Origin of the sequence: Streptomyces sp. NRRL F-6492, from assembly GCF_001280125.1 — a bacterium.
GTDB lineage: Bacteria > Actinomycetota > Actinomycetes > Streptomycetales > Streptomycetaceae > Streptomyces.
The window spans coordinates 1-14,525 of sequence record NZ_LGEG01000027.1 but is presented as its reverse complement, the minus strand read 5'-3'; the positions used below and the strand labels follow the sequence as shown (position 1 = coordinate 14,525).

The window sequence follows — 14,525 nt, the reverse complement described above, 5'->3', positions numbered from 1 at the left end:
CATCCCCGTCTCCCGCTCGTGTCGACAATGCCCGTCACTCTACGGGCTGTTCCCCGCCGTGCGGGAACTCAGGGGCTACCCACCCGTAAACCTGTCTGGCAAGCTCGGGCCATGACTCCCCGTGCCGGCGACCGGGCCCGTTACGACAGGGCCACCGCTCACCTCGACGCGCCCGTGGCGATCGTCGACCTCGAAGCCTTCGACGCCAACGCGGCGGACCTCGTGCGCAGGGCCGGGGGCAAGCCCATACGGGTGGCGAGCAAGTCCGTGCGGTGCCGGGCGCTGCTGGAGCGGGCGCTCGCGCGGGAGGGCTTCGCCGGGATCATGTCGTTCACGCTCGACGAGTCGCTGTGGCTGGCCCGTGCCGGGTTCGAGGACGTCCTCCTCGCGTACCCGTCGGCGGACCGTGCCGGGTTCGGGGAGCTGGCGCAGGACCCGAAGCCGGCCGCCGCCGTCACCGTGATGGTGGACGACGTGGCGCAGCTGGACCTGATCGACGCCTCGCGCGCGGGAGGGACGGAGGAGGTCCGGGTCTGCCTGGAGCTGGACACGGCGCTCAGCCTGCTCGGCGGCCGGATCCGGGTCGGCGCCCGCCGCTCCCCGCTGCGGGAGCCCGCCGAGCTGGCGGAGCTGGCCCGCTCGGTGGTGCGCCGCCCGGGCTTCCGGCTGGTCGGGATCATGGCGTACGAGGGGCACGTCGCGGGCGTCGGGGACGCGGTCGTGGGCCGGCCGCTGCGGTCGCGGGCGATCCGGCTGATGCAGTCCGCCGCCCGCAGGGAGCTGGCGGAGCGCCGGGCGGCCGTGGTGCGGGCCGTGCGGGCGGTGGCGCCGGACCTGGAGTTCGTGAACGGCGGTGGCACCGGCAGCGTGCAGCACACGGCCGCCGAGGACGCGGTGACGGAGATCGCCGCCGGTTCGGGGTTCTTCGTGCCGCGCCTCTTCGACAACTACACGTCCTTCAGCGGCCGGCCCGCCGCGCTCTTCGCGCAGCCGGTGGTCCGGCGGCCGGGCATGGGCGTGGTGACCGTGCTCGGCGGCGGGTACCCCGCCTCCGGGGCGGCGGGCCGGGACCGGCTGCCCGTGCCGTACCTGCCGGAGGGACTGCGCTACGACCCGCAGGAGGGGGCCGGCGAGGTGCAGACCCCGCTGCTCGGCTCGCCGGCCGACGACCTGCGGATCGGCGACAAGGTGTGGTTCCGGCACGCGAAGGCCGGCGAGCTGTGCGAGCGGTTCGAGAGCCTGCACCTGGTCGAGGGCGACCGGATCACGGCGACCGTGCCGACGTACCGGGGCGAGGGCCGTACCTTCCTGTAGTCCCTCCGGCGGCTAGTGCACCGTGTCCCGCTGGTCGGGGATCACGCTGCCGTCGGCCCGGCGGACCGGCCGCGCCGTGCCGTCGCCGGCCGTGTAGCCGGTGGTGGCGCAGGGGTACGGGGTGGCCTTCGGGGGCTTCGGCTCGATGAACATCGGGTTCACGAGCCAGCGCCCGTCGCCGTTCTCGTACGCCCGGCACATCAGCTCGTTCTTGTTGCGGTTGAGGACCAGGCGGAGGCCGGTGGCGTCCCGCAGGAAGGAGACGTCGGTGTCGGAGTCCCCGGCGGCGAGGACCTGGCGTCGGGAGGCGGGCTGGACGCGTTCGGCGGCGGGGCCCCGGACGCCGAGGATCTCCTGGTTGATCCAGCAGCGCTTGCCGTCGATGTAGGTGATCATCGTGTCCTCGCCGTCGCGGACGGTGCCGCAGCCCTTGAAGTGGGCGGTGAGCCGGCCGTGTTCGGTGGTGTTGCGGATGCCGATCGCGTGCGAGGGGTCGATCCCGACGCCCCGGGCCCAGACGTCGACGACGGGTTCGGGCGAGGCGGAGACGATCCAGACGTCGAAGCCGGCCTTCCGGAGCGTGCGGATCAGGTCGCGCTGCTGCTCGTAGTGGCGGATCCAGCCGGTGACCCGGGCGGTGCCGACGCGCTGGGTGGCGCCCTGCGGGGCGGCGAGGTTCTCGGCGCGGGCGGCGGCCGCGAAGGACTCGACCTCGCGGGTGGTCCAGCCGCGCAGGAGCTGGGCCAGCCAGGCGTACTGGGGTTCCGTGCGGCGGTGGTCGAAGCCGGCGAACGCGGCCCTGCCGCCGGTGGTGGCGCCGTCGGTGTAGACGGAGCGGATCTCGTCGGCGCAGCGGGTGTCGGTGGCGGTGGGCAGGGTGCGCCCGCCGGCGGGACAGGCCGCGCGCAGGGCGGTCGCGGCGGCGGGGGTGAGGTGGCGGCTGGTGGTGGACCAGTCGTCGTCGCGGGGCGGGCGGACGCGGTCGTTGCGCAGGAGCCAGTACAGGGTGGCGTCGCCGACGTCGTTCTTGATGACGGTGTTGTCCCAGTCGAAGACGGCGAGGGGCTTGTTCCCCTTCGTTCTCCCGTCGGCGCAGTGGTCGGCGATCAGGCGGTCGAGCCGGGCCCGGTTGTCGCCGTACCAGCCGGTGGAGGCGTTCAGGGCGGGGCAGGCACCGGGGTGTGCCCCGGCCGGGGCGGCGGAGACGAGGGTGGTCGCGGCGAGGGCGAGCGCGGCGGCGGTCGCGGACGTGCGGAGCCGGTGGTTCACGGGCACTCCTGTCGGTATCCGGTGGGCGGTACGCGGACAGCCGGGCGCCTTGCGACGCCCGGCTGCCGGGAACGGGGGAAACGAGGGAAGAGGAGGGGCTAGAGGGGGGTCACGTACGCGCCCGCGATGCCGCCGTCCACGAGGAAGTCGGTGGCGTTGACGAAGGAGGAGTCGTCGCTGGCGAGGAAGGCGACGGCGGCGGCGATCTCGTCGGCCTCGGCGAAGCGGCCGACGGGGATGTGGACGAGGCGGCGCGCGGCCCGCTCGGGGTCCTTGGCGAACAGCTCCTGGAGGAGCGGGGTGTTGACGGGCCCGGGGCAGAGGGCGTTGACGCGGATGCCCTCGCGGGCGAACTGGACGCCCAGCTCGCGGGACATGGCGAGCACGCCGCCCTTGGAGGCGGTGTAGGAGATCTGGCTGGTGGCGGCGCCCATGATCGCGACGAAGGAGGCGGTGTTGATGATGGAGCCCCGGCCCTGGCGGCGCATGTAGGGCAGGGCGGCCTTGCAGCAGAGGTAGACGGAGGTGAGGTTGACGTCCTGGACGCGCTTCCAGGCCTCCAGGCCGGTCTCCAGGATGGAGTCGTCGTCGGGGGGCGAGATGCCGGCGTTGTTGAAGGCGATGTCGACGGAGCCGTAGGTGTCGAAGGCGGTCTTGAACAGCGCCTCGACCTGCTCGGGGTCGGTGACGTCGACCCGTACGAAGGTGCCGCCGACCTCCTCGGCGGCCGCCTTGCCGGCGGTCTCGTCGATGTCGCCGCAGACGACGTTGGCGCCTTCGGAGGCGAGGCGGCGGGCGGTGGCGAGGCCGATGCCGCTGCCGGCTCCGGTGATGACGGCGGTGCGGCCGACCAGACGGCGGCAGACGATCTCTTCGGTGCTCATGCGGTTCAGGCCTCCGTGCTGATGAAGACGTTCTTGGTTTCGGTGAAGGCGGTCAGGGCGTCGGGGCCGAGTTCGCGGCCGAGGCCGGACTGCTGGTAGCCGCCGAACGGGGTCCAGTAGCGGACGCTGGAGTGGGAGTTGACGGAGAGGTTGCCGGCGCGGACGGCGCGGGAGACGCGCAGGGCGCGGCCGACGTCCCGGGTCCAGATCGAGCCGGACAGGCCGTACTCGGTGGCGTTGGCGAGGCGGACCGCGTCGGCCTCGTCCTCGAAGGGGAGGACGACGGCGACGGGTCCGAAGATCTCCTCGACGGCGCAGGGGGCGTCCTCGGGCAGGCCGGTGAGGACGGTCGGCGGGAACCAGAAGCCGGGGCCCTCGGGGGCCTTGCCCCGGATGCCGGGGAGGTCGTCGGGGACGTAGGAGCGGACGCGGTCGAGCTGGGCGCGGGAGATGAGCGGGCCCATCTGGGTGCGCTCGTCGGAGGGGTCGCCGACGACGATCTCCTCGATCGCGGGGGCGAGCAGCTCCAGGAAGCGGTCGTACGCGCTCCGCTGGACGAGGATGCGGGTGCGGGCGCAGCAGTCCTGGCCGCTGTTGTCGAGGAAGGACATCGGGGCGGCGGCGGCGGCCGCTTCGAGGTCCGCGTCGGCGAAGACGATGTTGGGGCTCTTGCCGCCGAGTTCGAGGGTGACCCGCTTCACGCGTTCGGCGCACTTGGCCATGATGGCCTTGCCGACCCGGGTGGAGCCGGTGAAGACGATCTTGGCGACGCCGGGGTGTTCGACGAGGGCGTTCCCGGCGACCGGGCCGGTGCCGGGGAGGACCTGGAAGAGCCCTTCGGGCAGGCCCGCGCCCAGGGCGAGTTCGGCGAGGCGGAGCGCGGTGAGCGGGGTGGTCTCGGCCGGTTTGAGGAGCACGGCGTTGCCGGCGGCGAGGGCGGGCGCGGTGGCCCAGAAGGCGGTCGGCATGGGGAAGTTCCAGGGCGCGATGACGCCGACGACCCCGAGGGGTTCGAGGAGGGTGACGTCGAGGCCGCCGGCCACCGGGATCTGGCGCCCGTTGAGGCGTTCCACCCCCCCGGCGGAGAATTCGAGCAGGTCGCGGACGTTGCCGGCCTCCCAGCGGGCGTTGCCGATGGTGTGTCCCGCCTCGGTGACCTCCAACCGGGCCAGTTCCTCGGCGTGTTCGTCGACGGCGGCGGCGAAGCGGCGCAGCAGCCGGGCGCGGTCGGCGGGCGCGGCGGCGGCCCAGCCGCGCTGGGCGGCGGCGGCCCGGGTGACGGCGGCGTCGACGTCGGCGGAGGTGGCGGCCTCGACGGTGGCGACCTCTTCCCCGGTCGCCGGGTTCAGTACCTGGAGCAACTCTTTCCTCACAAGCGTTCGCCTCACAAGCGTTCGAAGGAGCGGCGCAGTTCCCAGTCGGTCACCGCGGCGTCGAAGGCGTCGAGTTCGACGCGGGCCATGTTGCGGTAGTGGGCGACGACCTCGGGACCGAAGGCGGCCTTGGCGATCTCGCTGGTCTCCCAGAGTTCGGCGGCCTCGCGCAGGGTGGTGGGGACGTGGGCGTAGTCGGCGGCGTAGGCGTTCCCCGTACAGGGCTCGGGCGGTTCGAGGCGCTGCTCGATGCCGTGGAGGCCGGCGGCGACCAGGCCGGCGACGGCGAGGTAGGGGTTGACGTCGCCGCCGGGGAGGCGGTTCTCGAAGCGGGTGGAGCGTCCGTGGCCGACGACCCGGAGGGCGCAGGTGCGGTTGTCGTGGCCCCAGGCGACGGCGGTGGGGGCGAAGGAGCCGGGCTGGAAGCGCTTGTAGGAGTTGATGTTGGGGGCGTAGAGGAGGGAGAAGTCGCGGAGGGCGGCGAGCTGTCCGGCGAGGAAGTGCCGCATGGTCGCCGACATGCCGTGCTCGTCGTCCCCGGCCATCACGTTCGTGCCCTCGGCGTCCTGGAGGGAGAGGTGGATGTGGCAGGAGTTGCCCTCGCGCTCGTTGTACTTCGCCATGAAGGTGAGCGAGTAGCCCTCCTGGGCGGCGATCTCCTTGGCGCCCGTCTTGTAGACGGCGTGCCGGTCGCAGGTGACGAGGGCCTCGTCGTACTTGAAGGCGATCTCGTGCTGGCCGGGGTTGCACTCGCCCTTGGCGGACTCGACGGTGAGCCCGGCGGCGGTCATCTCGTTGCGGATGCGGCGCAGGAGGGGCTCGACGCGGCCGGTGCCGAGGACGGAGTAGTCGACGTTGTACTGGTTGACGGGGGTGAGGCCGCGGTAGTTCGCGTCCCAGGCCTGCTCGTAGCTGTCCCTGAAGACGATGAACTCCAGCTCGGTGCCGGCGTGGGCGGTGAGGCCGTGTTCCGCGAGGCGTTCGAGCTGGCGGCGCAGGATCTGGCGGGGCGCGGCGACGACGGGGGTGCCGTCGCCCCAGGCGAGGTCGGCCGTCACCATGGCGGTGGCCTCGTTCCAGGGGAGGCGGCGGAGGGTGGTGAGGTCGGGGTGCATGGCGAAGTCGCCGTAGCCGCGGTCCCAGGAGGACATCTCGTAGCCGTCGACGGTGTTCATCTCGGTGTCGACGGCCAGGAGGTAGTTGCAGCCCTCGGTGCCGTGGCCGAGGACGTCGTCCAGGAAGAACTGCGCGGCGAACCTCTTGCCCTGGAGCCGTCCCTGCATGTCGGGGAAGGCGAGGACTACGGTGTCGATCTCGCCGCTCGCGACGAGGGCACGGAGCTCCTCGACGGTGAGCGGGGGTGTGCGGTCTGCCACGGGATTGCTCCTCCTTCGGCCTGCCGGAAGCCATAAGGTATTGCGGAAGACCATTGCTTGGGAAGTGCCGGCGGAAAGGAAACGAGAACGTGGCCAGTACGAGTGAATCGGCGGACCGGCTGACGCCCGTGCTGCGGCCGGTGCGGGCGGGCAACGGGTTCGAGGAGGCCCTGGAGCAGATCCTCCAGGTGGTACGGCTCGGCCTGGTGCCGGACGGGGAGCGGCTGCCCGCCGAGCGGGAGCTGGCCGACCGGATGGGCATCAGCCGGGTGACCCTGCGCGAGGTCCTCAAGGTCCTCCAGGAGCAGGGGCTCGTGGAGAGCCGGCGCGGCCGGTACGGCGGGACGTTCGTGCTGCCCCGGACCCGGACGGGCGACGAGGACGAGCTGCGCCGCCGGATCGCCTCGGTCGACATGGAGGACGCCCTGCGCTTCCGCGAGGTCCTGGAGGTGGGGGCCGCGGGGCTGTGCGCGGCCCACGGCCTCGACGCGGCGGGCGCCGGGCGGCTGCGGTCCGCCCTCGCGGCGACCCACGACGCCCCGCTCGGCGACTACCGGCGCCAGGACACCCTGCTCCACCTCACGCTCGCGGAGCTGTCCGGCTCGCCGACCCTGACGGCCCAGTACGCGGCGGTCCGGGCGACCGTGAACGACCTGCTCGACTGCATCCCGCTGCTCGTGCGGAACCTGGAGCACTCCCAGCACCAGCACACCGCGCTCGTGGAGGCGGTCCTCGACGGGGACGCGGACGCGGCGCGCGAGGTCATGCGGGAGCACTGCGCGGGCACGGCGGCGCTGCTGCGGGGCTTCCTGACGTGAACGGCGCCCGCGGGGCCGCGGGCCCGTAACCCGAAAGTAACGCAGGGGGGTTGCGTTCCCGCCGGGGCGGCGCAAAGGTATGGCCTCAATCCATTGGGCCCGTTGCGGGGAGCTGACGCTGCCATGACGCTCGAAGAAACGACCGGGAGCACGTCCGGGGGCACGTCCGGGGGCGGCGCCCCGCCGGAGGACGACTACCTGAAGCGGCGGGCGCTGCGCCGCGGCAGCGCCGGCTGGCTGCTGCTCACCGGACTCGGCGTCGCCTACGTCGTCTCCGGGGACTTCTCCGGCTGGAACATCGGCCTGTCGAAGGGCGGCTTCGGCGGACTCGCCGTCGCCACCGTCCTGATGGGCGCGATGTACGCCTGTCTGGTCTTCGCGCTCGCCGAGCTCTCCGCCATCCTGCCCACGGCGGGCGGCGGTTACGGCTTCGCCCGCCGGGCGCTCGGCACCTGGGGCGGCTTCCTCACCGGCACCGCGATCCTCATCGAGTACATCCTCGCCCCCGCCGCGATCTCCATCTTCATCGGCGACTACGTCGAGTCCCTGGGACTGTTCGGCCTGGAGTCCGGCTGGCCGGTCTACCTGGTCTGCTTCGCGCTCTTCATCGGGATCCACCTGTGGGGCGTGGGCGAGGCGCTGCGGTTCAGCCTGGTGGTGACGGTGATCGCGGTCGCGGCCCTGGTCGTCTTCGCGCTCGGCGCGTTCACCGACTTCCACGTGGACGGCCTGAACGACATCCCGGTGGACGGCGAGGCCTTCGGGTCGAACTCCTGGCTGCCGTTCGGCCTGCTGGGGATCTGGGCCGCGTTCCCCTTCGGCATGTGGTTCTTCCTCGGCGTCGAAGGGGTGCCGCTGGCCGCCGAGGAGGCGAAGGACCCGGTCAGGTCGATGCCGAAGGCGCTGGCGATCTCGCTCGGCGTCCTGGTGCTGCTCGCCGTGATGACCTTCTTCGCCGCCACCGGGGCGCGCGGCGCGGCCGCCGTCCAGGAGGCGGGGAACCCGCTGGTCGTGGCGCTCCAGGGCGACGGGGAGCCGACGGCGCTCAGCCGGTTCGTGAACTACGCGGGCCTGGCGGGTCTGGTCGCCTCCTTCTTCTCCCTCATCTACGCGGGGTCGCGCCAGCTCTTCGCCCTCTCCCGGGCGGGCTACCTGCCCCGCTTCCTCTCCCTGACCAGCCGCCGCAAGTCGCCCTACCTGGGCCTCCTCATCCCGGGCGCGATCGGCTTCGCGCTCGCGGCCGGCACCGGGAACGGGGCCCGGATGCTGAACATCGCGGTCTTCGGCGCCACCATCTCGTACGCCCTGATGGCGCTCTCGCACATCGTGCTGCGCCGCCGCGAGCCGCACCTGCACCGGCCGTACCGCACGCCCGGCGGCACCGTCACCTCGTCGGTGGCCTTCGTCCTGGCCCTGTCGGCCCTGGTGGCGACCTTCCTGGTGGACCGGACGGCGGCGTTCATGGCGCTCGGGGTGTACGTGATCGCCCTCGCCTACTTCGCGTTCTACAGTCGGCACCACCTGGTGGCCAAGGCCCCCGAGGAGGAGTTCGCGGCGCTCGCCGCGGCCGAGGCCGAACTCGAACGCGGCTGAAATCCCGCCCCTTCCTGAGGAGTTGTCGTGTCCGCACCGCTCATCGGCGTGACCACCTATCTGAACCGGGCCCGCTGGGGGGTGTGGGACATGGAGGCCGCGCTGCTCCCCGCCGCGTACCCCCGGCTCGTACGGGAGGGCGGAGGGCACGCGGTGATGCTCCCGCCGGACGTCCCGGCCGCCGCCGCGGCGGTCGTGGCCCGGCTCGACGGCCTGGTCGTGGCGGGCGGGGCGGACGTGGAGCCCGTACGGTACGGGGCCGAGCCCGACCCCCGTACCGGCCCGCCGGCCAGGGAGCGGGACTCCTGGGAGCTGGCCCTGGTCGACGCGGCCCTCGCCTCCGGCACCCCGCTCCTGGGGATCTGCCGGGGGATGCAGCTGCTGAACGTGGCCCTCGGGGGCACGCTGGTCCAGCACCTGGACGGGCACACGGAGGCGGTCGGGGTGATGGGCCGGCACGCGGTCGAGCCGGTGCCGGGCACCCTCTACGCCTCCCTGGTGCCGGAGCGGGCCGAGGTCCCGACCTACCACCACCAGGCCGTGGACCGGCTGGGCGCGGGGCTCGCGGCCTCGGCCCACGCGGAGGACGGCACGGTGGAGGCGGTGGAACTGGCCGCCCCCGCCTGGACCCTCGGCGTGCAGTGGCACCCGGAGATGGGCGAGGACACGCGCGTGATGCGGGGACTGGTCCGGGCGGCGGAGGCGGCGACGGCCCGGGTGTGACGGGCGGCGGTCAGGCGGCCGTACGGGCGGCGAGCACCGTGCGGTCGCCCCGCATCATGAAGGCGTAGAGGGCGGCGGAGAGGACCATGCCGACGGGCAGGGAGAGGTCGAGGCCGCCGAGGACCGCGGCGACCGGCCCGGTGTAGAGGGTGTTGGCGCACAGGGAGGCGGCGGCGACGCCGGCGACCAGCGCGAACGCCCCGGCCGGGTTGACCCCGGCGGCGTACCAGAAGGGGCCGCCGGGGGTCTCGTCGGAGAGCGCCGCGCCGTCGTAGCGGCAGCGGCGCAGCAGGACGTCGGTGGCGTACACGGCCGTCAGGGGGCCGACCAGGACCGTGATCACCTGGAGGGCGTTGCCGACGGTGTCCAGGAAGCCGGAGACGAGGACGCCGTACAGGGTCAGGGCGACGGCAACGGCGCCGTCGAGGAGGACGCTGACGGAGCGGCGGACGCGCAGGCCGACGGCCTGGAGCGCGAGTCCGGCGCTGTAGGCGGTCAGGGCGTTGATGGCGACGGTGCCGAGGACCAGGGCGAGCAGGAAGACCGGCGCGAACCAGCCGGGCAGGACCTCCTGGAGCGCGGTCTGCGGGTCGGTCATGTCGACGGCGGTGGCCGCGAGGGCGCCGAGCGAACAGACCACGACGCTGGGCAGGAAGGCGCCGAGGGCGGTCCAGCCGACGATCGCCCCCTTCGGGGCGGTGCGGGGCAGGTAGCGGGAGAAGTCGGCGCTCGTGGTGTACGAGAGCGGGCCCGAGGCGATCATCGTGGTGCCCGCGAGGAGCAGGGACCACAGCTCGGTCCCGGAGAGGCGCGCGGCGGGGGCGTACGAGAGGTCGGCGTGCCGCAGGACGGCGAACGCGACGACGGCGAACGCTCCGGCGAGGACGAGCGTGATCGGCAGGTACAGCTTGATGATCAGGCCGTGCCCGTAGACGCTGATGACCAGCGTGAGGGCGGCGATCACCACGACGACGGCCACCTCGACGGGGACGGTGACCGCGATGCCGGTCTTCGCCACGAGCGCGAAGGCGGCGGTGGCCGCGGCGGCCAGGTTGAGCGCGAAGTAGCAGACGGAGACCAGCCAGCCGCCGACCGCGTTGTTCACGCGGTTGCCCCGGACGCCGTACACGGCCCGGGTGATCACCTCGCTGGGCGCGCCGGCGACCGGGCCGGGGGTGGCGAGCAGCCCGGTGAGCAGCCAGAAGAGGTTGCCCACGACGATCACGCCGACGGCCTGCCAGAGGCTCAGTCCCATGAGGACGAGGGCGCCGCCGATGACCAGGCTCAGGTAGTTGACGTTCGCCGCGGCCCACACGGAGAAGAGCTCGCGGGGGTGTCCGTGGCGCTCCTCGTCGGGGACGCGGTCGATGCCGTGGGCCTCGACGCGGCCGGGCCGGCCGGCGGCCGGAGGGGTGACCTGGGCGGCCCGGGAGGCCGGGTCCTGGTCGGGGATCGTGGAAGCCATGCGGCCCTCCGGAAGCGTGTGGTGCCCACCTGGTTGCTTATTGGTCGCACACTCAATAGCATCCCCGGTATGTCGTCAAGCGTCCAGCGCAAGCGAGTTCGGAAAACGCCGGAAGCCCGGCGGGCGGAGATCGTGCGGACCGCGGCCCGGGTCGCCCTGACCGAGGGCCTGGAGTGCGTCACCCTGCGGCGGATCGCCGAGGAGCTGGCCGTGCGACCGGGTCTGATCAGCCACTACTTCCCCTCGGCGGAGGACCTGGTGGCCGAGGCGTTCGCCGTGGCCTCCACCGGCGAGCTCGACTCCCTGCTGCCCGCCGAGCGGCCGCACGGCACCCCCGCGCAGTACCTCGCGCGCTACTTCGCCCTCTCCGCCGGAGAGGCGTACGACGACATCAGCCGCCTGTGGATCAACGCCCGGCACCTCAGCCGCTACCGGCCCGTCCTGCGCGACCGGGTCGCCGAGCAGGAGCGCGCCTCCGACGACCGCCTCGAAGGGCTCATCCGCGAGGGCGTCGAGCGGGGCGAGTTCCGCACGGACGACCCGCGCGCGACGGCCATCCAGATCCTGGTGGTCCTCGACGGCCTCGGCGCCCACGCCAACACCGACCGGGGCGACCGGCCGGAGGCGGTGACCCGGATGGCCGTCACCACGGCGGAACGCGAACTCGGCCTGGTGGCGGGGGCACTGACGGAGACGGCGCTGCCGGTCGTACCGGGGTGATCGGCCCGCGGTACGGGGGCTCCCGTACGGGGCGGGTCGCCCGGACGGGGCCCGCACGCACGCGCAACCCGTCCCCCGCACCCGTACACACGACCCCATCCCCATCCGCATCCGCATCCGCATCCGCATCCGCATCCGCATCCGCATCCGCACCGACCGTCTGCACTGGCCGACTGCCCGTGCCCGTGCCTGCGCCCGTGCCCGTGCCCGTGCCTGTGGCCTGTGCCTGTGCCTGTGCCTGTGAAGAAAACCCCGCAACCCCTCCTGGAGCCACCGTGCGCACCCGTCTCGTCCTGCTCTCCGCCCGTCTGCTCGACCCCGGCACGGGGGCGTTCCTGCCGGAGACCGCGCTCGCCGTCTCCGAGGAGGGCCGGATCGCGGCCCTGGGCGACGACCGCGAGATCCGCGCGCTCGCCGGACCGGGCACCACCGTGATCGACCTCAGGGGGGCCGTCGTCACCCCCGGCCTCGTCGACGGGCACGTGCACCCGGTCACCGGCGCCGAGCTGACGCACGGCCTGGACCTGTCGTACTGCGCCGACCTCGACGACGTGCGGGAGGCCCTCGCCCGCGAGGTGCGGACCCTGGAGCGCGGGGCGTGGCTGTTCGGCTGGGGCCTCGACCCGAACGTCTTCGGCGACCGCCCCGTCGGCACCGCCCCCTTCGACTCCGTCCTCGACGGGGTGCCCGCCTTCCTGCTGCTCTTCGACGCCCACTCGGCCCTCGCCAGCCGCCGGGCCCTCGAACTCGCCGGGGTCGACGGCCCCCGCACCTTCGACCAGGCCTCCGCCGAGGTCGTCTGCGACGCCGACGGACGCCCGACCGGCCTCCTCCAGGAGGACGCCGCGTGCGAGCTGGTCGAGCGGGTCGCCCCGAAGCCGACGCGCGAGGAGAGCCGGGAGCGGCTCGCGGCCGCGCTGCGGTCCATGGCCGCCACGGGCCTGACCGGCGGCCACGCCATGGACGCCAACGGCGACAGCCTCGCCCTGTACGGGGAGCTGGACGCGGCCGGCGAGCTGCCGCTGCGGCTGCGGGTGGCGCCCTGGTGCCAGCCCGGCACCGACGTCGACGGCGTACGGGCCCTGATCGGGCAGCAGGGCACCGGCGGGGACCTGTGGCGGGTCGCCGGCGTGAAGCTCTTCATGGACGGGACCATCGACAACGGCACCGCGTGGCTGGAGCGCCCCGACTGCCACGGCGAGTCCACGCACGCGTTCTGGCCGGACCCCGAGGCGTACACGAGGATCGTCGGCGCCCTGCACCGGGCGGGCGTGCCCACCGCGACGCACGCCATCGGGGACGCGGCCGTCCGGCACGTCCTCGACTCCGTCGAGAAGGCGCGCGCCTCGGGCGGCGGCGAGGTGCGGCACCGGGTCGAGCACATCGAGACCGTCCCCGACGACACCCTGCGCCGCTTCGCCGAGCTGGGCGTCCTCGCCTCCATGCAGCCCACCCACTGCTGCGACTTCACCCGCGCCGACCACACCGACAACTGGTCGCGCCGGCTCGGCGAGGAGCGCGCCTCGCGCGCGTGGCGCTGCCAGGACCTGCTGGAGTCCGGGGCGGCCGTGGTCCTCGGCTCGGACTGGCCGATCGCGCCGTTCCCGCCGCTCGGCGTGATGGCCGGGGCCCGGCACCGGCGCCCGAGCCGCGACCTCGACCGGGCGCCGCACGGCCCCGAGCAGGCGCTGTCGCCGCTGGAGGCGCTGCGGGGGATGACGACGGCTCCGGCGTACGCGGCGGGCGAGGAGCACGAGGCGGGCCGGATCGCCCTCGGGCACCGCGCCGACCTGGCCGTCTTCGGGGGCGACCCGCTGACCACGGCCGCGACCGACCTGCCGGAGCTGCCGGTCCTGCTGACGGTCCTCGACGGCCGGGTCACCCACCGCGCGGCGACCGTCTGACCACCGGCCCCCGGTCAACGGCCCCCGGTCACCGGCCCCCGGTCACCGGCCCCCGGTCACCGGCCCCCCGGTCACCGGCCCCGGGGCCGGTCGCGGGTCAGGGAGAGCAGGTCGCGGGCCGGACCCGCGGGGCGGTGGCCGGCGGGCCAGACGGCCCGCAGGTCCCGGCGCAGCACCACCCCCGCGACGGGAACGGCGACCAGGCGGCGGGAGGCCAGTTCCTCGGTGATCGCGAGTTCGCTGAGGACCGCCGGGCCCGCCCCGCTGACGGCGGCGGCCTTCACCGCGGTCGTGGAGGCGAGTTCGAGGAGCGGGCGCGCGAGGCCGCCGTGGGCGGAGAGGGCCGCGTCGAGGACCTGGCGGGTGCCCGAGCCGCGCTCCCGCAGCACCAGCGGGGTCGCGGCCAGCTCCGCCGGGTCCAGCGGGGCGCGGCGGCGGGCCCACGGGTGCGAGGGGGCGGCGACGATCGCGAGGCGGTCGTGGGCGACGACCACGCCGTCGAGGCCGTCCGGCACGGCGAGGCCCTCGACGAAGCCGACGTCCGCGTCGCCCGCGAAGAGGCGTTCCGCGACGGCCGCCGAGTTCCCGGCCTGGAGCGACACGGCGGTGTCCGGGCGCTCGGCGCGCAGGGCGATCAGCCAGCCGGGCAGCAGGTACTCGGCGATCGTCATGGACGCGGCCACCCGCAGCCGCGAGTCGCGCCGGCCGCGCAGGGCCTGCGCCCCGGCGTCGAAGGCCTCCGCCGCCTCCACGATGCGCCGCGCCCAGTCCGTGACGAGGGCGCCCGCGTCGGTGAGCCGGGAGCCGCGCGGCGAACGGTCGACCAGGGCCATCCCGAGCTGCCGCTCCATGGAGCGGATCCGGCTGCTCGCGGCGGGCTGGGTGATCCCGACCTCACGGGCGGCGGCCCCGAGACTGCCGTGCCGGGCGACGGCGAGAAGCAGTTCGAGCGCGCCGAGGTCGGGGACGCGGTGGGAGAGGTGGGGCCGGGCGCTCCCGGCACCGGACACGGACCCGCTGCCGGACGCGCGGCCACCCCCGGGGGCGGTACCCCCCGAAGCCGTACCCCCCGGAGCCGTACCCGCC

General features: G+C 74.1%; 12 protein-coding genes. 6 read left to right on the top strand and 6 right to left on the bottom strand.

Annotated features, from left to right (window positions below; all coding sequences use genetic code 11):
• The first annotated feature begins 111 nt into the window (after nt 1–111).
• A complete protein-coding gene (locus ADL08_RS04870; protein ID WP_053640791.1) occupies nt 112–1,314 on the top strand; it encodes an amino acid deaminase/aldolase in 1,203 nt (400 codons plus the stop codon).
• 12 nt (nt 1,315–1,326) lie between these two features.
• Here ADL08_RS04870 and ADL08_RS04865 read toward each other — a convergent pair whose 3' ends face one another.
• The 4 genes from ADL08_RS04865 to ADL08_RS04850 all read right to left on the bottom strand — a co-directional run bounded on the left by ADL08_RS04865 (nt 1,327) and on the right by ADL08_RS04850 (nt 6,216).
• Nucleotides 1,327–2,583 carry an HAD family hydrolase gene (locus ADL08_RS04865; protein WP_053640790.1) on the bottom strand — a complete coding sequence of 419 codons (1,257 nt, stop codon included), beginning with the start codon at nt 2,581–2,583 and terminating at the stop codon, nt 1,327–1,329.
• A 98-nt stretch (nt 2,584–2,681) separates the two neighbouring features.
• On the bottom strand, nt 2,682–3,467 hold the full coding sequence (locus ADL08_RS04860; protein WP_053640789.1) for a 3-oxoacyl-ACP reductase: 786 nt from the start codon (nt 3,465–3,467) through the stop codon (nt 2,682–2,684).
• 5 nt (nt 3,468–3,472) lie between these two features.
• Nucleotides 3,473–4,828: an aldehyde dehydrogenase family protein gene (locus ADL08_RS04855; protein WP_199836950.1), complete on the bottom strand. Its 1,356-nt coding sequence runs from the start codon at nt 4,826–4,828 to the stop codon at nt 3,473–3,475.
• A 23-nt stretch (nt 4,829–4,851) separates the two neighbouring features.
• Nucleotides 4,852–6,216 (bottom strand): glutamine synthetase family protein, encoded by a 1,365-nt coding sequence (locus ADL08_RS04850; protein ID WP_053640787.1) that lies wholly within the window; start codon nt 6,214–6,216, stop codon nt 4,852–4,854.
• A gap of 89 nt (nt 6,217–6,305) precedes the next feature.
• Between ADL08_RS04850 and ADL08_RS04845 the strand changes: the two genes are divergently transcribed.
• The 3 genes from ADL08_RS04845 to ADL08_RS04835 all read left to right on the top strand — a co-directional run bounded on the left by ADL08_RS04845 (nt 6,306) and on the right by ADL08_RS04835 (nt 9,350).
• Nucleotides 6,306–7,034, top strand: a complete 729-nt coding sequence (locus tag ADL08_RS04845) for a FadR/GntR family transcriptional regulator (RefSeq protein WP_053640786.1) — start codon at nt 6,306–6,308, stop codon at nt 7,032–7,034.
• 123 nt (nt 7,035–7,157) lie between these two features.
• Nucleotides 7,158–8,627 (top strand): ethanolamine permease, encoded by a 1,470-nt coding sequence (eat, locus tag ADL08_RS04840; protein ID WP_053640785.1) that lies wholly within the window; start codon nt 7,158–7,160, stop codon nt 8,625–8,627.
• A gap of 27 nt (nt 8,628–8,654) precedes the next feature.
• Nucleotides 8,655–9,350 carry a gamma-glutamyl-gamma-aminobutyrate hydrolase family protein gene (locus tag ADL08_RS04835; RefSeq protein WP_053640784.1) on the top strand — a complete coding sequence of 232 codons (696 nt, stop codon included), beginning with the start codon at nt 8,655–8,657 and terminating at the stop codon, nt 9,348–9,350.
• Between the two features lie 10 nt (nt 9,351–9,360).
• Here ADL08_RS04835 and ADL08_RS04830 read toward each other — a convergent pair whose 3' ends face one another.
• Nucleotides 9,361–10,815 (bottom strand): purine-cytosine permease family protein, encoded by a 1,455-nt coding sequence (locus ADL08_RS04830; protein ID WP_053640783.1) that lies wholly within the window; start codon nt 10,813–10,815, stop codon nt 9,361–9,363.
• Between the two features lie 69 nt (nt 10,816–10,884).
• On the opposite strand from ADL08_RS04830, the gene ADL08_RS04825 reads away from it, so the two are divergent.
• Both ADL08_RS04825 and ADL08_RS04820 read left to right on the top strand, forming a co-directional pair.
• Nucleotides 10,885–11,535: a TetR/AcrR family transcriptional regulator gene (locus ADL08_RS04825; RefSeq protein WP_053640782.1), complete on the top strand. Its 651-nt coding sequence runs from the start codon at nt 10,885–10,887 to the stop codon at nt 11,533–11,535.
• Between the two features lie 275 nt (nt 11,536–11,810).
• On the top strand, nt 11,811–13,439 hold the full coding sequence (locus tag ADL08_RS04820; RefSeq protein WP_053640781.1) for an amidohydrolase: 1,629 nt from the start codon (nt 11,811–11,813) through the stop codon (nt 13,437–13,439).
• A 71-nt stretch (nt 13,440–13,510) separates the two neighbouring features.
• Here the strand turns inward: ADL08_RS04820 and ADL08_RS04815 are convergent, their stop codons facing one another.
• Complete coding sequence (locus ADL08_RS04815) at nt 13,511–14,449, bottom strand: LysR family transcriptional regulator (RefSeq protein ID WP_053640780.1); 939 nt, start codon at nt 14,447–14,449, stop codon at nt 13,511–13,513.
• Nucleotides 14,450–14,525: the final 76 nt, after the last annotated feature.

Bases quoted from the DNA above. Each gene is read 5' to 3' on its own strand.
- eat (WP_053640785.1), top strand. From the start codon at position 7,158: ATGACGCTCGAAGAAACGACCGGGAGCACGTCCGGGGGCACGTCCGGG.
- ADL08_RS04830 (WP_053640783.1), bottom strand. From the start codon at position 10,815: ATGGCTTCCACGATCCCCGACCAGGACCCGGCCTCCCGGGCCGCCCAG.
- ADL08_RS04825 (WP_053640782.1), top strand. From the start codon at position 10,885: ATGTCGTCAAGCGTCCAGCGCAAGCGAGTTCGGAAAACGCCGGAAGCC.
- ADL08_RS04860 (WP_053640789.1), bottom strand. From the start codon at position 3,467: ATGAGCACCGAAGAGATCGTCTGCCGCCGTCTGGTCGGCCGCACCGCC.
- ADL08_RS04870 (WP_053640791.1), top strand. From the start codon at position 112: ATGACTCCCCGTGCCGGCGACCGGGCCCGTTACGACAGGGCCACCGCT.